This window comes from Planomonospora antibiotica, from assembly GCF_014647955.1.
In the GTDB taxonomy this organism is placed as follows: domain Bacteria; phylum Actinomycetota; class Actinomycetes; order Streptosporangiales; family Streptosporangiaceae; genus Planomonospora; species Planomonospora parontospora.
On the sequence record NZ_BMQE01000043.1, the window covers coordinates 1 to 20997 of the forward strand.

At 72.2% G+C, this 20997-nt stretch carries 17 protein-coding genes; 10 read left to right on the forward strand and 7 right to left on the reverse strand.

The window, feature by feature from the left end; translation table 11 throughout:
* The first annotated feature begins 362 nt into the window (after window positions 1-362).
* Together IEZ06_RS28250 and mgrA are read left to right on the forward strand one after the other, a co-directional pair.
* Entirely contained in the window at window positions 363-2423 is a 2061-nt protein-coding gene (locus IEZ06_RS28250; RefSeq protein ID WP_203872203.1) for a S9 family peptidase, read from the forward strand.
* Window positions 2420-3445 carry an L-glyceraldehyde 3-phosphate reductase gene (gene mgrA / locus IEZ06_RS28255; protein ID WP_189239727.1) on the forward strand — a complete coding sequence of 342 codons (1026 nt, stop codon included), beginning with the start codon at window positions 2420-2422 and terminating at the stop codon, window positions 3443-3445. The genes IEZ06_RS28250 and mgrA overlap by 4 nt, the downstream gene beginning before the upstream one ends.
* 165 nt (window positions 3446-3610) lie before the next feature.
* On the opposite strand, the gene IEZ06_RS28260 is transcribed toward mgrA, so the two are convergent.
* Window positions 3611-6031 carry a lysylphosphatidylglycerol synthase transmembrane domain-containing protein gene (locus tag IEZ06_RS28260; protein ID WP_229798800.1) on the reverse strand — a complete coding sequence of 807 codons (2421 nt, stop codon included), beginning with the start codon at window positions 6029-6031 and terminating at the stop codon, window positions 3611-3613.
* A gap of 373 nt (window positions 6032-6404) precedes the next feature.
* Between IEZ06_RS28260 and IEZ06_RS28265 the strand changes: the two genes are divergently transcribed.
* Together IEZ06_RS28265 and IEZ06_RS28270 are read left to right on the forward strand one after the other, a co-directional pair.
* Window positions 6405-7997, forward strand: a complete 1593-nt coding sequence (locus tag IEZ06_RS28265) for a M28 family metallopeptidase (protein WP_189239728.1) — start codon at window positions 6405-6407, stop codon at window positions 7995-7997.
* 83 nt (window positions 7998-8080) lie between these two features.
* A complete protein-coding gene (locus tag IEZ06_RS28270) occupies window positions 8081-10084 on the forward strand; it encodes a molybdopterin-containing oxidoreductase family protein (RefSeq protein ID WP_189239729.1) in 2004 nt (667 codons plus the stop codon).
* 22 nt (window positions 10085-10106) lie between these two features.
* On the opposite strand, the gene IEZ06_RS28275 is transcribed toward IEZ06_RS28270, so the two are convergent.
* Window positions 10107-10556, reverse strand: coding sequence for a GNAT family N-acetyltransferase (locus IEZ06_RS28275; protein WP_189239730.1), 450 nt, complete (start codon window positions 10554-10556; stop codon window positions 10107-10109).
* Between the two features lie 10 nt (window positions 10557-10566).
* Window positions 10567-10791 (reverse strand): hypothetical protein, encoded by a 225-nt coding sequence (locus IEZ06_RS28280; protein WP_068902862.1) that lies wholly within the window; start codon window positions 10789-10791, stop codon window positions 10567-10569.
* Window positions 10792-11034: 243 nt separating this feature from the next.
* Here IEZ06_RS28280 and IEZ06_RS28285 point away from each other — a divergent pair, with 243 nt between their 5' ends.
* Entirely contained in the window at window positions 11035-11502 is a 468-nt protein-coding gene (locus IEZ06_RS28285; RefSeq protein ID WP_189239731.1) for a hypothetical protein, read from the forward strand.
* Window positions 11503-11544: 42 nt separating this feature from the next.
* Here the strand turns inward: IEZ06_RS28285 and IEZ06_RS28290 are convergent, their stop codons facing one another.
* The 3 genes from IEZ06_RS28290 to IEZ06_RS28300 form a co-directional block, all read right to left on the reverse strand.
* On the reverse strand, window positions 11545-11913 hold the full coding sequence (locus IEZ06_RS28290; RefSeq protein WP_189239732.1) for a VOC family protein: 369 nt from the start codon (window positions 11911-11913) through the stop codon (window positions 11545-11547).
* Between the two features lie 70 nt (window positions 11914-11983).
* Window positions 11984-12793, reverse strand: a complete 810-nt coding sequence (locus IEZ06_RS28295) for a class I SAM-dependent methyltransferase (RefSeq protein WP_229798802.1) — start codon at window positions 12791-12793, stop codon at window positions 11984-11986.
* 121 nt (window positions 12794-12914) lie between these two features.
* On the reverse strand, window positions 12915-14297 hold the full coding sequence (locus IEZ06_RS28300; RefSeq protein WP_189239733.1) for an Nramp family divalent metal transporter: 1383 nt from the start codon (window positions 14295-14297) through the stop codon (window positions 12915-12917).
* A gap of 159 nt (window positions 14298-14456) precedes the next feature.
* Between IEZ06_RS28300 and IEZ06_RS28305 the strand changes: the two genes are divergently transcribed.
* The 5 genes from IEZ06_RS28305 (at window position 14457) to IEZ06_RS28325 (ending at window position 20672) form a co-directional block, all read left to right on the forward strand.
* On the forward strand, window positions 14457-16280 hold the full coding sequence (locus IEZ06_RS28305) for an acyl-CoA dehydrogenase (protein ID WP_189239734.1): 1824 nt from the start codon (window positions 14457-14459) through the stop codon (window positions 16278-16280).
* A 277-nt stretch (window positions 16281-16557) separates the two neighbouring features.
* Complete coding sequence (locus tag IEZ06_RS28310; protein WP_068902850.1) at window positions 16558-17295, forward strand: NUDIX hydrolase; 738 nt, start codon at window positions 16558-16560, stop codon at window positions 17293-17295.
* Window positions 17292-18332, forward strand: coding sequence for an RIO2 family protein (locus tag IEZ06_RS37340; protein WP_189239735.1), 1041 nt, complete (start codon window positions 17292-17294; stop codon window positions 18330-18332). Before IEZ06_RS28310 ends, IEZ06_RS37340 begins: the two co-directional genes overlap by 4 nt.
* Before the next feature lie 46 nt (window positions 18333-18378).
* Entirely contained in the window at window positions 18379-19455 is a 1077-nt protein-coding gene (locus IEZ06_RS28320) for a hypothetical protein (RefSeq protein WP_229798804.1), read from the forward strand.
* Window positions 19452-20672, forward strand: coding sequence for an adenylosuccinate synthetase (locus tag IEZ06_RS28325; protein WP_189239736.1), 1221 nt, complete (start codon window positions 19452-19454; stop codon window positions 20670-20672). The genes IEZ06_RS28320 and IEZ06_RS28325 overlap by 4 nt, the downstream gene beginning before the upstream one ends.
* On the opposite strand, the gene IEZ06_RS28330 is transcribed toward IEZ06_RS28325, so the two are convergent.
* On the reverse strand, window positions 20669-20962 hold the full coding sequence (locus IEZ06_RS28330) for a Dabb family protein (RefSeq protein ID WP_189239737.1): 294 nt from the start codon (window positions 20960-20962) through the stop codon (window positions 20669-20671). The two genes, IEZ06_RS28325 and IEZ06_RS28330, sit on opposite strands and share 4 nt — an antisense overlap.
* Between the last annotated feature and the right edge of the window lie 35 nt (window positions 20963-20997).

Here is a 20997-nt window from a genome sequence, read left to right on the forward strand (position 1 = left end):
TCTGGCTGATCCGTCTGGAATTCGGACCGCCCCGTTTCCGGGGCAACCCCTCAAACTTACCAGCCCTTGAGTGGTTCTGCGAACCGATCTCTGAAGCCGTTGGTTTCAGGGGATTGTCGACGAAACACGGCAAACCACATCGAAGTCACCGAAGTGAGTGGAGTGGTTTGCGCCGGATCTCGGCGACGTCAAAAGATTAGCAGTCCCCGGGACCGCTCGAGACGGAACCGCGAACCGGGCGGGCCGGGTCCGGGACGAGCCGGATGAACGCATTCGAGCCCGGCCGAAGCGTGACAACGCACCGGAGGACGCGCTGATTCCCTGATCGGGTCCGAAGCCGCCGGAACCATAGACTCGACGGGGTGAGCAGCGAGATGCCGCCTACGGCGAAGAAGGTCCCCAGCGAGCGCGTGCACCACGGGGACACCGTGATCGACCACTACGCATGGCTGACGGTCAAGGACGATCCCGAGACGATCGCCTATCTCGAGGCCGAGAACGCCTACACCCAGCAGATGACCGCCCACCTGAAACCCCTCCAGGAGACGATCTTCCAGGAGATCAAGGGCCGGACCCTGGAGACGGACCTGTCCGTCCCCACCCGCAAGGGCGACTGGTGGTACTACTCCCGAACCGAGGAGGGCAAGCAGTACGGCATCCAGTGCCGGGTCGCCGCCGCGGGGGAGACCCCTCCGGAGCTGAAGGCCGGCGAGCCGCTCCCCGGCGAGCAGGTCATGCTCGACGGCAACGAGCTGGCCGGCGAGAGCGACTTCTTCGCCCTCGGCACCAGCGCGGTGAGCCCGGACGGCACCCTGCTGGCCTACTCGGTGAACTTCACCGGCGACGAGCGCTTCACCCTCAAGGTCAAGAACCTCGTCACCGGCCAGACCCTCGCCGACGAGATCCCCGGCATCTTCTACGGCGGCGCCTGGTCCGCCGACGGGACCACGTTCTTCTACACGACGGTCGACGAGGCCTGGCGCCCCCACCGGGTCTACCGGCACACCGTCGGCACCCCGGCCGCCGACGACGTGCTCGTCCACGAGGAGGCGGACGAGCGGTTCTGGATCGGCGTCGGCCTCACCCGCAGCGAGCGCTACCTGATCCTCTCCGCCGGAAGCAAGATCACCAGCGAGATCCGGATCCTGGAGGCGGACCGGCCGACCGGTGAGTTCCGCGTCGTGCGGCCCCGTGAGACCGGCGTCGAGTACGGCCTCGACCACGCCGGCGACCGCTTCCTGGTCCTGCACAACAAGAACGCCGAGAACTTCGAGCTGGCCACGGCCCCGCTCGACGACCCCGGCACCTGGACGCCGCTGATCGCGCACCGCGAGGACACCCGGCTGCTGGACGTCGACGCCTTCTCCGGTCACACCGTCGTGCACTTCCGCCGCGACGGCCTCACCGGCATCCGCATCCTGCCCGCGGACGGCGAGCCGTACGAGATCGGCCTGCCGGAGCCGATCTACGACGTGGCGCCCTCGGGGAACCCGGAGTTCGTCACCGGACGGCTCCGCATCGGCTACACCAGCATGATCACGCCGCCGTCGGTCTACGACTACGACCTGGCGTCGCGGGAGCTGATCCTGCTGAAGCGCAAGCCCGTGCTCGGCGGTTACGACCCGGCCGACTACGAGCAGTTCCGCGAGTGGGCGACCGCTCCGGACGGCACCCGCGTGCCGATCTCCATCGCGGTGCGGAAGGGCACCGAGCGGCCCGCGCCCACGGTCCTGTACGGCTACGGCAGCTACGAGATCTCGGTCGACCCGTCGTTCTCGGTGGCCAGGCTCAGCCTGCTGGACCGGGGCTTCGTCTTCGCCATCGCGCACATCAGGGGCGGCGGCGAGATGGGCCGCCGGTGGTACGAGGACGGGAAGTTCCAGCAGAAGAAGAACACCTTCACCGACTTCGTCGCCTGCGCCGAGCACCTCAGGGCGGCCGGCTGGTCCTCCGGCGTCATCGCGCGCGGCGGGTCTGCGGGCGGGCTGCTGATGGGCGCGGTCGCCAACCTCGCGCCGGAGTCCTTCGCCGGCGTGGTCGCCGAGGTGCCGTTCGTGGACGCGCTGAACACGATCCTCGACCCGTCGCTCCCGCTCACCGTCATCGAGTGGGACGAGTGGGGCGACCCGCTGCACGATCCGGACGTGTACGCGTACATGAAGTCGTACTCGCCGTACGAGAACGTGGACGGCCGGGTCTACCCGCCGATCCTGGCGATCACCAGCCTCAACGACACCCGGGTGCTCTACCACGAGCCCGCCAAGTGGATCGCGAGGCTCCGCGACACCGCGCGCGGCGGGCCGTTCCTGCTGAAGACGGAGATGGGCGCCGGGCACGGCGGCCGGAGCGGCAGGTACGACTCCTGGCGCGAGGAGGCCTTCACCCTCTCCTGGATCCTCGACACCGCGAAGGCGGCGCAGTGACCCCCGGCGACTACCGGGCGGCCGACGACCGCTACGACGGGCGGCAGCCGTACAACCGGGTCGGCCGGAGCGGGCTCAGACTGCCCGCGGTCTCGCTGGGGCTCTGGCACAACTTCGGCGACGACAAGCCGTTCGAGGTGCAGCGGGCCATCCTGCGCCGGGCCTTCGACCTCGGGGTGACCCACTTCGACCTGGCCAACAACTACGGCCCGCCGTACGGCTCGGCGGAGGCGAACTTCGGGCGGCACCTGCGGGAGGACTTCGCCCGTTACCGCGACGAGCTGGTCGTCTCGACGAAGGCGGGCTACGACATGTGGCCCGGACCGTACGGCGAGTGGGGGTCGCGCAAGTACCTCCTGGCCAGCCTGGACCAGTCGCTCAGGCGCATGGGCCTGGACTACGTCGACATCTTCTACAGCCACCGGCCCGACCCGGACACGCCGCTGGAGGAGACGATGGGCGCGCTGGACCACGCGGTCCGGTCCGGGCGGGCGCTGTACGCCGGGATCTCGTCGTACTCGCCGGAGCAGACCGCCGAGGCGGCGCGGATCCTGCGGGAGATGGGCACGCCGCTGCTGATCCACCAGCCGTCGTACTCGATGCTCAACCGGTGGATCGAGGGCGGCCTGCTGGACGTGCTGGAGGCCGAGGGGGCGGGCTGCATCGCGTTCTCGCCGCTGGCGCAGGGCATGCTGACCGACCGCTACCTCGGCGGGATCCCGGAGGGGTCGCGGGCCTCGCTGGGGCACTTCCTCAAGCCGGAGATGCTCACCGAGCAGACCATGCGGCACGTGCGCAGGCTCAACGAGATCGCCTCGGCGCGCGGCCAGTCGCTGGCGCAGATGGCGCTGGCCTGGGCGCTGCGGGACCGGCGGGTGACCTCGGTGCTGATCGGCGCGAGCAGCGTGCGGCAGCTGGAGGACAGCCTCGGGGCGGTGCGGAACCTCTCCTTCACCCCGGAGGAGCTGGCGGCCATCGACGAGGACGCGGCCGAGGCCGGCGTCGACCTCGGGGCCGGCTAGCCGTACGGGAACGGTCGGCCGTGGCCGGGACCGGTCGTAGACAGGACTGGTCCTAGCCAGGCCGGATGTAGGCAGGACCGGTCCTAGCCAGGGCTGGCCGGAGCCAGGGCCGGATGTAGGCAGGACCGGCCGGGGCCGGACGTGCGGGACACCGATCCGGCCCGGTTACAGGGCCCCGTTCCGCTGCAGGTAGGCGAACGAGGCCCAGCCGGGCAGGACCGGGAACCAGAAGGTGAGAAGCCGGAACAGCAGCACGGCGGAGATGGCGACCTCTCTGTCGAGACCGGCGATGGTGAGGCCGGTCGCGAGGGCGGCCTCCACCGCGCCGAGGCCGCCGGGGGTGGGGGCGGCCGAGCCGATGGCGTTACCGGCCAGGAAGACCACCGCGACGGCGGCGAAGTTCAGGGGTTCGCCGAAGGCGCGCACGCAGGCGTCCAGGCAGACGACGAAGAAGACCGTCAGCAGCAGGGTTCCGGCGAAGCCCTCGGCGATCTTCCGGGGGGACTGGAGCACGTCCAGCAGGCGCGGGATGACCCCGGAGAACAGCGAGCGGACCCGCGAGGTCACCATGCGGCGCAGGCGCGGCACGCCCATCAGGAAGAGCACCAGCACCGCCACGGCCAGCAGCACGAAGACCAGGGTGCGCGACGGGGTGAAGGACGCGGCCGTGGCCGAGCCGGTGACGTAGGCGAACAGCAGCAGCAGCGTGATGTGGAAGGCGAGACCGACGAGCTGGGACGCGCCGACGCTGGCCACCGCCTGGCCCGGGGGGATCCCCCGTCGCTGCAGGTAGCGGGTGTTGACGGCGACGCCGCTCACCGCGGCCGGGGCGACCAGCTTCACGAACGACCCGGCGAACTGCACCAGCACGGTCCGGCCGAGCGGGAGCCTTTCGGGCACGAAGCCCCTCAGCATCAGCGCGGCGGCGACGTAGCTCAGCATCGCGGCGGCGAAGGCCACCCCGGTCCACCCCCACTTGGCGGAGGTGAGCATGTTCAGGTTGGTCTCGGCCAGGTAGGAGACGACGAGGTACGCGGCGAGGGCGCTGGCGACGATCGTGAAGAGGGTCTTCGGGCGGAACCGCTCCAGGCGGATCGTCTCGGCCTCGGCCTTCGGCTCCAGCTCGACGATCCGCTCCCGGATCGCGGGCAGCAGCCCCTTGTCCTTGCTCAGCGCCACCCTGGTCTCGCGGGTGAGCGCGATCCGCTGGAGCAGCGGGAGGGCCGCGGCCAGAGTGTGCGGCCCCGCCACGGTCGCGGCGGCGCGGACCGCGCGCTCGGCTCCGACCCGGAGGCTGAGGTAGGTGAGCAGCTGGGCGATGTCCAGGCTGAGCAGCAGGTCTCCGGCGGCGATCTCGCCGCTGCGGGCGTCCATCAGGACGACCCGGCCCTCGTCGTCGACGTGGATGCTGTCGCCGGTCAGCCGCCGGTGGGCGAGCCGCTGGACCTGCAGCAGGAGGACCTGCTCCCAGATCTGGGCGAGCAGGTCGTCGTCGATCTCCTCGTCGGGGATGTCCTCCAGCGCGCGGGTCGGGGTGTGCTCGTAGACGAGCAGCGCGGCCTCGGAGCCGATCTCGCTGGTGCCGACGAGCCGGGGGGTGCTGGCCCCGGCGGCGTGCGCGGCGTACGCCATCAGGGCCTCGCGCTCCAGTTCGGCGCGGAGCGAGCGGATGGCCTTGCGGCGGGTCTCGGAGCTGAGGCGGATGCGGCGCCAGAGGCGGTAGAGCAGGCCGGCGACCTGGCGGTCGCGGTCGAGGACGGTGACGTCGAGGCGGCTGCCGTCCCGCAGCCCGACGGCGTAGCGGCGGCTGCTCTGGTGGTCGTCGTCGAGCCTGCGGGCCTTGACCGGGTGGAAGCCCAGCTTCCGGACGGCGGCGACGATCGCGCTGCCGGGCGGGCGGGTGTTGGGGCTGCCCACGCCGTACAGCGTGGCGTAGCCGACGGCGAGGCCGACCAGGATGGAGACGACGATGCCGAGCACGGTGGCGGCCAGTCCGGCGAACAGCGCGATCGCGTTCACCACGACCGCCGTCCACAGCGCGGCGCGCCAGGTGGGGCGGTTGGAGATGCGCACCGCGGTGGTGTAGGCGATGACCGAGGTGAGCAGGGTGTTGAGCGGTTCGACCCCGGTGCGGCCGCCGGTGAGCAGCAGGCGCAGGTCCTCGGCGCCGGCGGCGATGATCCACTCGCCGAGGACGAACGAGAGGACCATGCCGGCGATCGCCGCGAACAGGCCCTCGGCGACGCGCAGGCCGTCGCGGTGGATCACCCGCTCGATCGCGTATGCGGCCGGGATGGCGAGCATGGCGCCGCCGCCCAGCACCCCGACCAGGCCGCTGAGCAGGAACGGCACGCGCCTGGTGCCCTCGGTGACGTCGGCCTCCAGGCCGTTGAGCGTCTTCTTGGCGACCAGCGCGAGGAGGATCACGGCCGCCAGCGCCAGCAGGGTGGCCAGGAAGCGCAGCGCGTCGGAGGGGCGGCGGATGCGCTGGGGCAGCAGTGGCTCGACGACGAGCACGGCGGGGTCGCCGCCCGGCGGCGCGCCGGCGGCGGAAGTCCTCTCCCCGCGTTCCTTGATATTTCTCACCGCCTGCGATTCTGCCTGTTTCGTACTAGATCTGCGTCACCGATCTTTCCTTCCAGTCTCCACAGGCGCGGCCGCGCCCGCCTCACCGCCCCACACTTCCGTCCGGAACGGTTCCCGCGGGGATCGGCCGCCCGTCCGAGACGGAGAATTGACCCTCCGGTTCTCGCGATCGCCGGTCCGGGGCGGGAGCGACCTGAAAAGCTCGGGTCATGCCCTGTCATCCGCCCCTCCACCTGCGGTGTCGTCTGCCATCTGACTCCGCTCGGTAACAAATGTCGAGAAACGCTTATCAGGTTCCATTTGTCCGGACATGTTCCGCCTGATCGCGATCGCGGGGATTTCCCGCTCCACTGGTTCAGAGGAGGAGTTCCGCATGCGCACGCGCGCGTACAGGGGCCTGCTGGCCGCCGTCACCGCGGTTTCGGCCGTGGCCCTGCCCGTCGTCTCCGCCGCCCCGGCCGGCGCCGCCCCGGATCCCCGGACGCTCAGCCAGGCGGTCAGGGCCCCCGCCGTCAAACGGCACCTGCAGGCGTTCCAGGAGATCGCCGACGCGCACGGCGGCACCCGCGCGGCGGGCACCCCCGGCTACGACGCGTCGGCCGGCTACGTGGCCGACCGGCTGCGCGAGGCCGGCTACCGCGTCACCCTGCAGGAGTTCGAGTTCCCCTTCTTCCGCGAGATCACCGAGACCACGATGCGCCGGGTCGCCCCCTCGGCGAAGGCCTACACCCGCATGACCCACTTCCGGGTCATGACGTACTCCGGGTCGGGCAGCGTCACCGCCGCGGTCCAGGCCGTGGACGTGAAGCTGCCGCCGCCCGCGACCCCCGACGGCTCCACCTCCGGCTGCGAGGCGGCCGACTTCGCCGGCTTCACCCCGGGCAACATCGCGCTCCTGCAGCGCGGCACCTGCACCTTCCAGGTCAAGGCGGAGAACGCGCAGGCCGCCGGGGCCCGCGCTGTGATCATCTTCAACGAGGGGCAGAGCGGCACGGGCAGGGCCGACCGCCGGGGAGTGGTCGGCGGCACCCTGGGCGGGACGACCGTGAACCTCCCGGTCGTCGGGACCACGTTCGCGGTCGGCAAGGAGCTGTCCGCCCCGGGGACGGCGGTGACCCTCACCACGCGCACCGAGGGCGACCCGAAGCGCAGGACGCACAACGTGCTGGCCGAGAGCCGCTGGGGCGACCCGGGCAAGGTCGCCATGCTCGGCGCGCACCTGGACAGCGTCCCGGAGGGCCCCGGCATCAACGACAACGGCTCGGGCAGCGCGGGCGTGCTGGAGACCGCGATCCAGGCCGGGAGCCTGCAGACGAGGAACCGGCTGCGCTTCGCCTTCTGGGGCGCCGAGGAACTGGGCCTGCTCGGCTCCAAGCACTACATGGCGAAGCTGTCCGCCGCGGAGAAGGCCAGGATCAGGCTCTACCTGAACTTCGACATGATCGCTTCCCCGAACCACGTCTTCGGCATCTACGACGGCGACGACTCGGACCGCACCGGGTCCCCGGCCGGTCCGGCGGGCTCGGACAAGATCGAGAAGCTCTTCGAGTCGTACTTCAGGACCGCCCGCCAGCCGTACACCGGGACCGACTTCACCGGCCGCTCGGACTACGGTCCCTTCATCGCGGCGGGCATCCCGGCGGGCGGGCTGTTCACCGGCGCGGAGGGCGTCAAGACCGCGGCGGAGGCCGCGAAGTTCGGCGGCCGGGCCGGGACGGCCTACGACAAGTGCTACCACGAGGCCTGCGACACCATCGCCAACATCAGCGACAAGGCCCTGCGGGTGAACAGCGGCGCGATCGCCACCGCGGCGTTCACCTACGCCTACAGCCCGGTCCTGCCCGGCGGTTCCACCCGGTCCGGACGGGCTGCGGCCGACGGCGGCTCCGGCCGGGCGGCCTCCGGCGGGGGCGGTCTCGCCCATGACCACGACCACGACCACGACCACGCCGGCGTGCCCTCGTAGCGGGCGGCCGGAGCGGAAGGGGTACGGCCGGGCGGGCCGTACCCCTTTTCCGTCCCTACGGCTCCGCGGCTACAGTCGGGCTCATGTCGGGTGAATTGCAGATCCTGGGGGCGTGTCCGCTGGACTGCCCGGACACGTGCTCATGGGTGGTCACCGTCGCCGGCGGCGAGGCCGTGAAGATGCGCGGCAACCCCGACCACCCCTACACGCGCGGCGCGCTGTGCGTGAAGGTCAACCGCTATCTGGAGCACACCCGGGCGGCCGACCGCCTCCTGCACCCGATGCGGCGCGTCGGTCCCAAGGGCTCGGGCGAGTTCGAGCGGATCACCTGGGACGAGGCCCTGGAGGAGATCTCCGTACGGCTGCGCGCGATCGTCGACGAGCACGGCGGCGAGGCGATCTGGCCCTACAACGGCACCGGGAGCCTCGGCTACCTCCAGGGTTGCGAGGGCGTGGCGGGCCGCCGGTTCTGGAACGTGCTGGGCGCGTCCAGGCACCATCTGAACATCTGCTCGGCGGCGGGCAACGCGGGCCTGACGGAGATCAACGGCACTCCCGGCGGCATGGACCCCGAAGACTTCGCGTCGTCGAGACTGATCCTGCTCTGGGGCACCAACACGCTCACCAGCGGGCACCACCTGTGGAAGTTCGTCCAGGACGCCCGTGCCGCCGGGGCCCACGTCGTGGCGGTCGACCCGATCCGGACCCGCACCGCCGAGCAGGCCGACGAGCACCTGCCCATCCGGCCGGGCACCGACGCGGCCCTGGCGCTCGGTCTGCTCCACGTCGTGCTGGCCGAGGGCGCGGAGGACCGCGACTACCTGGAGCGGCACACCGAGGGCTGGGAGGCGTTCCGCGAGGAGATCCTCCGCCACCCCCCGGAGCGGGTGGCGGAGATCACCGGACTGCCCGAGGAGGACGTCCGGGCCCTGGGCCTGCGCCTGGCCCGCACCCGCCCCACCGGCATCCGCGCCACGATGGGGATCCAGCGGCACGCGGGCGGCGGGGCGGCGCTGCGGGCGCTCGCCGCGATCCCCGCGGTGACCGGCGACTGGCGCCGGCCCGGCGGCGGGATCTCCTACTCCACCAGCGGCCACATCCACCTGGACATCGACCACCGCGACGACCTGCTGGCCCGGCCGGTCCGCACGCTCACCATGACCCGGCTCGCCAGCGAGCTGGACGAGTCGGTGAAGTGCCTGTGGGTCTACGGCGCCAACCCGGTGGGCTCCTCCCCCGACCAGAACCGCATCCGCGAGCGGCTGCTGCGCGAGGACCTGTTCACGGTCGTGATGGAGCAGTTCGCGACCGACACCGTCGACTACGCCGACCTCGTGCTCCCTGCGACGATGCAGACCGAGCACCTGGACCTGCACGCCGGCTACGGCCACATGTACCTGCTGTGGAACGAACCGGCCGTCCCCCCGCCGGGCGAGTGCCTGTCCACCACCGAGACGTTCCGCCGCCTGGCCCGGCACATGGGCCTGACCGAGCCGTCGCTGTTCGACTCCGACCTGGAACTGGCCGAGCAGCTGCTCTCCTCCGGCCACCCGTCCCTGGACGGGATCACGGTGGACCGGCTCCGGAAGGAGGGCTGGGTCCGGCTGAACGTGCCGCGGCCGTTCCTGCCCTTCGCCGAGGGGTTCCCGACGCCCTCGGGGCGGCTGCGCTTCCCCTCCGGGCCCGCCTACGTGCCCCCGCGCACGGCCACGGCCGCGCGGGGGAGGCATCCGCTGGTCCTGGTCACCCCGGCGTCCCACACCTTCCTGAACACGACGTTCGGCAACAACCCCGAGCTGCTGCGGCGTTCGAAGGGCCCCCGGGTCCTGGTGAACCCGGCCGACGCGGCGGCGCGGGGTCTGGCCTCCGGGCAGCGGGCCCGCGTCTTCAACGACGGCGGCGCGTTCGAGGCCGAGGTGGAGGTCACCGAGAGCGTACGGCCCGGCGTGGTGGCGTCCACCAAGGGGCACTGGCGCAAGCTCAGCCCCGGCGGCTCGACGGTCAACGCCGTGGTGGACGAGCACGACGCCGACCTGGGCCGGGGCGCGACCTACCACGACAACCTGGTGGAGATCGCCCCGGCGTGAGCCCGCGCCAACCGGGGGCGGGCTAACCCAGGTCGAGCTTGTAGCCCTCGTGGGAGGCGGCGAAGCCGAGGGACTCGTAGAACCGGTGGGCGTCCTTGCGCGACTTGTCGGTGGTGAGCTGGACCACCACGCAGCCACGCGCGCGGCCGCGTTCGATCGCCCATTCCATCATCTTCCGGCCGAGCCCTCGCCCGCGCAGGGCGGATGCGACCCGTACGGCCTCCACCTGCAGGCGCCAGGCCCCGCGCCGGGAGATCCCCGGGATGTAGGTCAGTTGCAGGGTGCCCACGACCTCCCCGTCCTGCTCGGCCACGATCAGCTCGTTGTTCGGGTCGGCCTCGATGGCGGCGAAGGCGGCGCGGTGCTCGTCACCGTAGACGCCCGTGCGGGCGGCGGCGATGGCGTCATCAGCGATCATGGCCACGACGTGCGGGAGGTCGGCGAGACGGGCGGGACGGAAGGTAGCCGGCATGATGATCAGCCTACCGGCGGCGCCCGGGCTCGCCGGGGGATGTCCGGTCGGCCCGCACGAACGCCCTGAGGCAGGCGGTCAGCTTCTCCACCAGGGCCAGCACGTCCGCCCGGCGCTCGGCGCGGAGCCAGGGCCAGGACATCCAGACCGGCACGGAGAGCAGGACGATCACGAGGATCGGCAGGATGAGCAGCGCGATCACCGCGACACGCTGCCAGCGAGCGAGGGCGAGCATCGATCCCCCTTTGTGAAGCCTGGTCAATGCCGAAGGGGGAGCCCGACGTGCGACGGTCCCGACGCTACCTCGGCGGTGGGCCCTCCACACAGGCGACTCGCACATTCTTTCGAAAAAGCAGACATCACCCCCGGCACCGACCGGATCGGTGGGAATCCCGAGCCGGGACGCGTCCGCGGGTAAGGGAGGAATCAGGGTCGTCCCCCGATGTGGACAAGGGGACGGAAAGGGCAGCCTGGAGGCATGAAAGAGGAACTGACTCGACGTGACGAGATGTCCCTGTCCGGCGCGGCCCTGCGCGGCGCCCCTTGGAAGGCCGCGGCGGTGACCGGCGGCGCGGCGGCGGCCACCAGCTTCGGCCTGGGGGTCATCCTGCCGGGCGACGCCAGCCTGACCTGGGCCCTGTGCCTCGGCATCAGCCTGTTCTCGATGATCGCGGCGGTCGGCTCGGTCGCCAGGCCGGACGTCGCCGACCGGGTGACCCGGTCGGCCCGCCAGTGGGCGCGCAACCACCCCTGGCGCTTCTCCCTCTATCCCGCGCTCGGCTCCGCCGCGCTGATGTACCCGGTCCAGCTCATCGTCGATCGCGAGGGGCCGTTCAGCGCGGCTCTGGACGCACTCCAGGGCGGCGTCGCGGTCTACCTGGTCACCGCCGTGCTAGCCCTGGTCCTCGGGGGGCGGAAGCAGGCTTCCCTCCCCCGCGGCCACTGAGCGGGCCCTGCCGGACGGCGGCGGGCGGGCCCGCCGCTGCGGCTACTCCTTCTCGGCCTCGCTCCTGCAGACGCAGAACTCGTTGCCCTCGGGGTCGAGCATGGTCACCCAACCGGAGCCGTCGGGGGCGCGCCGGTCGGCCTGGACCGTGGCCCCGAGGGCGAGCAGCCGCTCGACCTCCTGGTCGCGGGTGGAGCCCTCGGAACCGGTGACGTCCAGATGGACGCGGTTCTTGACGGCCTTGCCCTCGGGGACCCTGATGAACAGCAGGTTGACCTTGCCGAGCAGGAGGACCTCGTCGTCGTCCGCACCGGTCCCCGGCGCGAGCTCGAAGCCCGTGGCGTCGCGCCAGAAGGCCGCCAGTTCGTACGGCCGGGCGCAGTCGAAGGTGACGTAGTCGATGTCAATCATGCGTCCAGCCAACCGTGACACCGGCTAAACCGTCAAGGAGGTTACGTAACCACTCAACTCATTATGAGGGTTACTCCACGTCCCACCAGAGCGTGACCCATCTGTCCCTGAGCACCGGCCACATGTCCAGCTCGACCGCCGCCGCGACGACCTCCTCCGCCCGCCCGGGATCGAGGCAGAGCCTGCGGCAGGCGCTCTCGGCCATCTCCTCCAGGCTCGCGAACCGGGGCAGCGGGGCCGGGCGCTCCTCCTGCCGCACGCCGTACCCCAGCCGCCGGGCGAGCTCGGCCACGTCGCCGGCGCCGGGCCGCTCGGGCCGGATGAGGCCGTGGAAGCGCGCCCAGAGCGGGCCGAGCCAGCTCATCGGGTGCCGGTGGGTGAGCTCCAGGACGACCCGGCGGCGGACGTGGCCGGTCAGCGCGGTCAGGAAGGCGGCCAGGTCGGGCACGTTGTAGACGACGTGGGCGGCCACCGCGACGTCGGCCGCCGGAGTCTCCCCGGCGACGTCCGGCCAGCGGCCCACGACCGGCCGCACGGGCACGCCGAGCCTCCTCGCCCGCGTCTCCAGCTCGGCCAGCATCGCCGCGGAGGTGTCGACCGCGACGAGCTCTCCCAGGCGGGCCAGCGGCAGGGAGGCCGCTCCGGTGCCCGCGCCCACGTCCAGCACGCTCCCGCCCGGCGGCAGCGCCTCGGCGACGCGGGCCAGGGTCGGGCCCTCCGGGTCGGCCAGCGCGCGGTCGGTGCGCTCGCCGAACCGGGCGGGCGAGTGCCCCCACGGGTCGCTGCGGGCCCCGGCCGCGATCCCAGCGGGAATGCCCCACTCCGACAGGTCCGCCCGCCAGCGTTCGTCCAGTTCCTCCGGCGTCTCCCGCTCCTCCATGCCGCCGAGCCTACGCCGGGCCCGCCCGCCCCCAGAAGGTCCTGCCGAACCGGGTGCCGAACCGGGTGCCGAACCGGGTGAAGGCCTCCGGCACGTCGGACGGGCGGGCCGCCGCCCGGCTCTAGAAGAGCTTGCCGAACTGGTCGATCAGCGTGAGCACGGAGAAGTAGCCGAAGAACGCGAAGGCCACCAGCACGACGACCAGCCGGTAGCCGCGGATCCGGACGGCCTCGGGGAGCATCTTGCGGTTCAGCCGGGCGAGCAGCGCGGAGTAGAGGAACATCATGATCCCGCCGACGCTGGCGGAGATCACCAGCAGCGTGATCGGCTGGTCGAAGCCGATCGTGAGCATCGCGATGCCGAACAGGACGATGAACCAGACGACGAGGCTGTAGACGCGGCTCTCGGTCCACCGGGCGCTGCCCGGCAGGTAGACCGTCTTGACGTTGTCGGCGACCATCCGGGCGACGTAGTCGCAGATGCCCATGCTCGCCGCGAACAGTGAGAACGCGCCGATCGCCCAGAAGAAGGTGCCGAACCACGACAACCGCTGGTTGAGCGCCTCCCCCTCGGTGCGCAGGAAGGTCACGTCACCGGCGGTCTCCGTGCCGAAGACCGTGGAGTAGGCCAGCATCGACATCAGGAAGATCGTGAAGACCGTGATCGCCACGAACGAGACGAGCTGCTCGATGTTGGCCACCCGCCACCACGCGCGCCAGCGGGCCAGGTTGGCCTCGTCGGGCTCGAAGGTGTAGCCGGTGGCGGGGGCGGCCTGGTCCTCGCCGGTCACCGGGGAGACCAGGCGGGGGATCCGGGCCCCCATGCCCATGTTCTTGTCCCTGATCCAGTTGCTCTGCACCAGGTTCTGCCCGCCGCCCGCCCCGGCGAAGGCCATCGCGCCCAGGACGAGCGCCGCGCCGAGCCCCGCGGGCACCTGGCCGATGTGGGTGACCGCCTCGCCCAGCCCGCGGTAGGCGTCACCGGTGATCGCCAGGAAGAGCGCGACGACCAGGAAGACGACCACCGCGCCGACCTTGACGAACTGGGTGGCCTCCACGGTCCGGTAGATGACCGGTGAGAAGGTGAGCGCCACGCCGATGACCAGCAGCTCGACCACGGCGATGACGGTGACGTCTCCCCCGCCGGCGGCGTAGGTGAGCACCGTGGCCGAACTCGTGGCCCAGCCGGGCCAGATGTTGGCCAGGACCGCCATGAGCGCGAAGACCAGGCCCCAGTGCCGCCACAGGCGGCTGAACCCGGTCAGCGCGGTCTCGCCGGTGGCGAGCGTGTAGCGCTCGATCTCCATGTTCAGGAAGTACTGGGCGATCACGCCGACCACCGCGGCCCACAGGAAGACCAGGCCGACGTTGGCGGAGATGTAGGGCCAGATGACGAACTCGCCGGAGGCGAGGCCGACGCCGGCCGCGATGACTCCCGGTCCGAGCACCTTCCGCAGCGGCTGGGGATCCGGGAGGACGGCCGTGCGGAGCGGGGGTAGCGCCATGAAGGTCACCTGTTCCCCATAACCATGTGACAAACGTCCCTGTCGGGCCTGTTTTTCAGCGGTTACCGGCGGGTAGCATTCTCGGTAAGGTTACTGGCGAGTACGCGCCTGTCCCGAGTACATGCGATCCCGGACCCCCGGCTTCAAGGAGCAGACCCCATGGGCCACTACAAGAGCAACATCCGTGACCTGGAGTTCAATCTCTTCGAGATGTTCGGACGCCGGGAGATCCTGGGCACAGGTCGCTTCGCCGACCTGGACGAGGACGTCGTCCGCAGCATGCTGGAGGAGCTCAACCGCATGGCCACCGGCGTGCTCGCCGACTCCTTCGAGGAGGGCGACCGCACGCCTCCGGTGTTCGACGCGGCGACCGGCACGGTGAAGATGCCCGAGGGCATCAAGAAGTCCTTCTTCGCCCTGCGCGACGCCGGCTGGACCAACCTCGACCTCCCCGCCGAGATGGGCGGCCCCGGTGTGCCGCGCAGCGTGGCGTGGGCCCTGGCCGAGCTCATCCTCGGCTCCAACCCGGCGCTGTGGATGTACTCCAGCGGCCCCGGCTTCGCCCACATCCTGCACACCATCGGCAACGACGAGCAGAAGCGCTTCGCCGAGCTGGCCATCGAGCGCCAGTGGGGCGCCACCATGGTGCTCACCGAGCCCGACGCGGGCTCCGACGTGGGCGCCGGCCGGGCCAAGGCCGTACAGCAGCCTGACGGCACCTGGCACATCGAGGGCGTCAAGCGCTTCATCACCAGCGCCGAGCACGACATGGCCGACAACATCTTCCACCTCGTGCTGGCCCGCCCCGAGGGCCACGGCCCCGGCACCAAGGGCCTGTCGATGTTCCTGGTGCCGAAGTACCACGTGGACCTGGAGACCGGCGAGCTCGGCGAGCGCAACGGCGTCTACGTCACCAACGTCGAGAAGAAGATGGGCCTGAAGGTCTCCACGACCTGCGAGCTCACCTTCGGCGACAAGCACCCGGCCGTCGGCACGCTCGTCGGCGACGTGCACGAGGGCATCAAGCAGATGTTCATGGTCATCGAGCAGGCCCGCATGATGGTGGGCACCAAGGCGATCGCCACCCTGTCCACCGGCTACCTCAACGCGCTGGAGTACGCCAAGGCCCGCGTGCAGGGCGCCGACCTGACCCAGATGGCCGACAAGACCGCCCCGCGCGTGACCGTCACGAACCACCCGGACGTGCGCCGCGAGCTCATGCTCCAGAAGTCGTACGCCGAGGGCATGCGGGCGCTGGTCCTGCTGACCGCCACCTACCAGGACGCGGTGCAGATCGCCGAGTTCGAGGGCCGCCGGGACGAGCACGCCGAGGCGATGAACGACCTGCTGCTCCCGCTGGTCAAGGGCGTCGGCTCCGAGCGCTCCTACGAGATGCTCTCCCGCTCGCTGCAGACCCTGGGCGGCTCCGGCTACCTGCAGGAGTACCCGATCGAGCAGTACATCCGGGACGCCAAGATCGACTCCCTCTACGAGGGCACCACCGCGATCCAGGGCCTGGACCTGTTCTTCCGCAAGGTCCTGCGCAACCAGGGCGCCGCACTCGGCTCGCTCTACACCGACGTCAAGGCCTTCGCCGCCTCCGAGGCGGGCAACGGCCGGCTGAAGGTGGAGCGCGCCCTGCTCGACGAGGCCGCCGACGAGGTCAAGGCCATGGCCGACACGCTGGCCGGCTGGGCGATCGGCTCGATGGAGGACCCGAAGGAGGTCTACAAGGTCGGCCTCAACACCACCCGGTTCCTGCTCTCCCTGGGCGACCTGGTGATCGGCTGGCTGCTCCTGCGCCAGGCCGAGGTCGCGCTGGCCGCGCTGGGCTCCTCCGAGGAGGACCGGTCCTTCTACACCGGCAAGGTGGCCGCGGCCTCCTTCTTCGCCCAGACCGTGCTGCCCCGGATCTCCGCCGAGCGCCGCATCCTCGCCGCCACCGGCCAGGACCTGATGGAGCTCCCGGAGGACGCGTTCTGAGCGACCACTCCGCGGGACGGCCCTGAGACGGCCGCTCCCGGAGGACGAGAACCCCCTGCTCCCGCGGCAGGTCAGCGATGAGGGGCGGTCCCGTGTCACGGGACCGCCCCTTCTCCGTTCCCGGGCGGCGTACGGGCCCGCCCCTCTCGATCCGCGCTCCGGAACCGGCCCCGGGGCCGGTCGGCCGTACGGCGGGCCCCGCCGTACGGGAGGAGGGATTGACACGGTCCATCGTTCTTCTCATACTGAGACCATCTCATAGTGAGAAGGACGTGTGATGAGCGGTGAAAGCGAGTACCTGGCGGCCTACGACCCGCGGGAGTTCCCGCCCGTCGCCGTGACCGTCGACGTGGTGGCGCTCACCATCCTCGGCGGGGTGCTGCACGTGCTCCTCGTCGAGCGGGGCGAGCCGCCGTTCGCGGGGCGCTGGGCGCTGCCCGGCGGCTTCATCCGGCCCGGCGAGGACCTGGACCGGGCCGCCGCCCGGGAGCTGGCCGAGGAGACCGGGATGGCCGACCGCGTCCACATCGAGCAGCTCGCCAGCTACGGGGCGCCGGACCGCGACCCCCGGATGCGGATCGTCTCGGTCTCCTACCTGGCCTTCGCGCCCGACCTGCCCGACCCCCAGGCCGGGTCGGACGCCGCCGACGCCGCCTGGTACGGCGTCGACCACCTGCCCGAGCTGGCCTTCGACCACGCGCGCATCCTCGACCACGCGCTCGACCGGGCACGGGCCAAGCTGGAGTACACCCCGCTGGCCACCGCCTTCGTCGGCGAGACGTTCACCATCTCCGAGCTGCGCGGGGTCTACGAGGCGGTCTGGGGGGTGCCGCTGCACGCCGGCAACTTCCACCGCAAGGTCCTGTCGGTCCCCGGGTTCGTGGAGAGCACCGGCGAGACCACCGAGAGCGGCGGCCCCCGGGGCGGTCCCCGCGCCCGGCTCTACCGCGCGGGCGACGCCCGGCTCCTCCACCCGGCCCTGCTCCGGCCCGAGCGGGAGGAGGAGGTCCGGTGACCACCACGGCCGAGGCGATCGCCCTGGTCAACGCCGCCGCGACACCGCAGGACCTGTTCGGCGGGGACGCGCCGCGCCGGACCTACCGGCGGCTCGCCCGGTGCCTCCACCCCGACCTGACCACCGCCCCCGGCGCCCCGGAGGCCTTCACCCGGCTGTCCGCCCTCTGGGCCGCGCTGCACCGGGGCCCCTCCGGCGGTCACGCCGAGCCGGAGACGGTGATCACCACCGCGGGCGGGACCTACCGGGTCGGCGGGACGCTCCACCGGGGCGCCACGGCCGTGCTCCGCGCGTGCGGGCGCGACATGCTGCTCAAGCTCCCCCTCGGCCCGGCCGACAACGACCTCATGCGGCGCGAGGCCGAGTCGCTCCGGACGCTCGAACGCGAGGCCGACCCGCTCCTCCTGCCGTACGTGCCGCGCCTGGTGGACTCCTTCCGGCACCGCGCGGACGGGGTCGAGCGGCACGTCAACGTGATCAGCCGGGTGCCGGACGGGTTCCTGACCCTGGAGGAGGTCCGGCGGCGGCGGCCGGTGCTGGACCCCCGGGACGCGGCCTGGATCTGGCGGCGGCTGCTGGTCGCGGTCGGCACCGCGCACCGGGCCGGGATCGTGCACGGGGCCGTCTTCGGGCAGCACGTCCTGGTCCACCCCGTCGAGCACGGCCTGGTCCTCGTCGACTGGAGCCAGTCGGTGCCGGCCGGCGGCCGGCTGACCGCCCTGGTCACCCGGCACCGCGCGGACTACCCGCCGGACGTCCTCGCCCGGGGACCGGCCACCGAGGCCCTGGACATCCGCCTGGCCACCCGCTGCGTCGCCGCCCTGATGGGCGTGCGCCCCGACCTTCTCACCCGCCCCGGCCGCCTCGCCCCCTGCGGCCCCGGCGACCCGGCCGGGCGCGTCCCCGGGCCGATGCGCGCCTTCCTCCGGGGCAGCCTGCTCGCCCCGCCGCGCGACGCCTGGCGGCTCCTCGCCGAACTCGACGAGCTCCTCGACGACCTGTACGGACCGCGCAAGTACCGGCCCCTCCACCTGTAGCGACCCCTCAAGACCTGTAGCGACCCCTCAAGGAAGAGAAACCCCCATGGGAAGCGGAATCTGGTCCACCGACGTCTACTCCGCCGCCTCCCGCCTCCGGGCGGCCAGGGGCGCCAGCGCCTTCGCCTACAGCGACTCCGGCGCGCGCACCGTGCACGACGACCTGAACCCGCACGGCGTGGCGGCCCGGGAGAGCCGCGACTCCGCCGAGCACCCCGCCTCCCTGGCCGTGGCCGTGCTCTTCGACGTGACCGGCTCGATGGGCGGCGTGCCGCGCACCCTGCAGACCAGACTGCCCGACCTGCTCGGCCTGCTGCTGCGCAAGGGCTACGCCACCGACCCGCAGATCCTGTTCGGCGCGATCGGCGACGCCACCTGCGACCGGGCGCCGCTGCAGGTCGCCCAGTTCGAGTCCGACAACCGGATGGACGAGCACCTCGGCAAGGTCCTGCTGGAAGGCGGGGGCGGCGGCCAGATGACCGAGTCCTACGAACTCGCGATGTACTTCATGGCCCGGCACACCTCGATCGACTGCTACGAGAAGCGGGGCCGCCGGGGCTACCTGTTCATCATCGGCGACGAGCTGCCGTACCCGGCGGTGAAGCGGCGCGAGGTCGCCGGGGTGATCGGCGACCGGCTGCAGCGGGACATCCCCACCGAGGACGTCGTCGCCGAGCTGATCCGGATGTACGACGTCTACTTCATCCTCCCCGCCGGAGCGAGCCACTCCCGCAACGGCCACGTGCTGGCCGCCTGGCGCGGACTGCTCGGGCAGAACGTGCTGGAGCTGGACGACCTGGACGCGGTCTGCGAGACCATCGCGCTCACCGTCGGGCTGGGCGAGGACGCGGTCGGCCTCGACGAGGGCCTGGCGGACCTGGCCGAGTTCGGCTCCACCGCGGCGGCCTCGGTCTCCCGGGCGCTGGCCGGTCTGGAGCGGGGCGCGGCGGTGGTGGACTCCCCCGCCCTCGGCGCGTCCCTCGGCCCCCGGAGCGCGCTCGGCCCCGGCGACCCCGCCGGCTCCCGGGACGCGCTCGGCCCCGGTGATCCCGCCGGCCCGCGCGGCGCGCTCGGCCCGGGCGGCCCCTCCGCCCCCGGCGGCAGCGGGGTGACCCGGCTGTGAAGGACCACGTGATCGTCGTCGACCTCGGGTACGGCGACGCCGGCAAGGGCACCGTGGTCGACTGGCTCTGCTCCCGCGGCGGGGTCCCGGCGGTGGTCAGGTTCAACGGCGGCGCCCAGGCCGGGCACAACGTCGTGCTGCCCGACGGGCGGCACCACACGTTCTCCCAGTTCGGGTCGGGGACCCTGCGCGGCGTGCCGACCCACCTGTCGCGGTACACCGTGGTGGACCCCTTCGCGCTCACCGCCGAGGCCGACCACCTGCGCCGGATCGGCGTCCCGCACCCGTACGGCATGCTCACCATCGACCGGGAGGCCCTGCTCGCCACGCCGTACCACGTGGCGGCCGGGCGGGCCCGGGAGCTCGCCCGCGGCGAGAGGCGGCACGGGTCCTGCGGGATGGGCGTCGGGGAGGCGATGGCCTACGCGCTGGAGCACCCCTTCATGGCCCCCAGGGTCGGCGACTGCGAGCGGCCGTGGGCACTGGCCCGCAAGCTGGAGGCGCTGCGCGAGCGGCTCGGCGCGGGCGGGCCGCCGGTCGCCGACTGCGTGGCGGCCTACCGGGCGTTCGCCGAGCGGGCGGTCCTGGTCGACCCCTCCTACGTCACCGCCCTGCTGCGCAGGCGGCCCGTCGTCTTCGAGGGCGCCCAGGGGGTGCTGCTCGACGAGTGGCACGGCTTCCACCCCCACACGACCTGGAGCACGACGACCTTCGGCAACGCGCTGGCGCTGCTCGACGGGGCCGCCGCCGTACGGCTCGGCGTGCTGCGCACCTACACGACCCGGCACGGTCCGGGGCCGCTGGTCACCGAGGACCCGCGGCTGCGCCTGCCCGAGCCGCACAACCGGGACGGCCGCTGGCAGGGCCCGTTCCGCACCGGGCACTTCGACGCCGTCGCGCACCGCTACGCGCTGTCGGCGGCGGGCGGGGCGGACGCCCTGGCCCTCACCCACCTGGACGCGCCGGTCTCGCGGATGTGCGACTCCTACGACATCGGCGAGCTGCCGGTGGGCCGCAGGGGCGACCTGGAGGGCCAGGCGCGGCTCACCGCCCGGCTGGAGCGGGCCCGGCCGCACTACGCCGACGGGGTCGACGACTGGCCGGAGGCGGTCGCCGGAGCACTGGGCGTGCCCGTGTGGCTCGGCTCCTCCGGCCCGACGTCCGCGGACAAGGCGCTGATCGCGTCCGCCGGGGGCCGGGTCCGGCCGGCGGTCTAGACGTGGTACTGCACGGCGGCGCGGGAGGCCAGGATCGGCTTGATGCACTCGGCGATCACGGCCTGGTGCTCCGGGTGGTCCCGGTAGACGGCGTAGTCCTCGACGCCGTCGAAGTCCGCGACCACCGCGAAGTCGTGGTTGCCGGCGCTCACCCCCGCGTCGTGGCCGATGACGTAGGAGCGCAGCTGCGGGATCAGCTCCGGCAGCCTGCCCAGTCCGGCCGCGACGGCGGCCTTCTGCTCGTCGGTGGCGTCCTCGGTCCAGGCGAGCAGCACGATGTGGCGGAACATGGTCGGTCCTGTCTCCCTCGCGGTTCGGATGCCCG

What these genes read in the sequence shown, in the direction of transcription:
- IEZ06_RS28265 (WP_189239728.1), top strand. Translation starts at nt 6,405, where the DNA reads ATGCGCACGCGCGCGTACAGGGGCCTGCTGGCCGCCGTCACCGCGGTT.
- IEZ06_RS28280 (WP_068902862.1), bottom strand. Translation starts at nt 10,791, where the DNA reads ATGCTCGCCCTCGCTCGCTGGCAGCGTGTCGCGGTGATCGCGCTGCTC.
- IEZ06_RS28295 (WP_229798802.1), bottom strand. Translation starts at nt 12,793, where the DNA reads ATGGAGGAGCGGGAGACGCCGGAGGAACTGGACGAACGCTGGCGGGCG.
- IEZ06_RS28290 (WP_189239732.1), bottom strand. Translation starts at nt 11,913, where the DNA reads ATGATTGACATCGACTACGTCACCTTCGACTGCGCCCGGCCGTACGAA.
- IEZ06_RS28330 (WP_189239737.1), bottom strand. Translation starts at nt 20,962, where the DNA reads ATGTTCCGCCACATCGTGCTGCTCGCCTGGACCGAGGACGCCACCGAC.
- IEZ06_RS28285 (WP_189239731.1), top strand. Translation starts at nt 11,035, where the DNA reads ATGAAAGAGGAACTGACTCGACGTGACGAGATGTCCCTGTCCGGCGCG.
- IEZ06_RS28300 (WP_189239733.1), bottom strand. Translation starts at nt 14,297, where the DNA reads ATGGCGCTACCCCCGCTCCGCACGGCCGTCCTCCCGGATCCCCAGCCG.
- IEZ06_RS28310 (WP_068902850.1), top strand. Translation starts at nt 16,558, where the DNA reads ATGAGCGGTGAAAGCGAGTACCTGGCGGCCTACGACCCGCGGGAGTTC.
- IEZ06_RS28270 (WP_189239729.1), top strand. Translation starts at nt 8,081, where the DNA reads ATGTCGGGTGAATTGCAGATCCTGGGGGCGTGTCCGCTGGACTGCCCG.
- IEZ06_RS28320 (WP_229798804.1), top strand. Translation starts at nt 18,379, where the DNA reads ATGGGAAGCGGAATCTGGTCCACCGACGTCTACTCCGCCGCCTCCCGC.
- IEZ06_RS28305 (WP_189239734.1), top strand. Translation starts at nt 14,457, where the DNA reads ATGGGCCACTACAAGAGCAACATCCGTGACCTGGAGTTCAATCTCTTC.
- IEZ06_RS28275 (WP_189239730.1), bottom strand. Translation starts at nt 10,556, where the DNA reads ATGCCGGCTACCTTCCGTCCCGCCCGTCTCGCCGACCTCCCGCACGTC.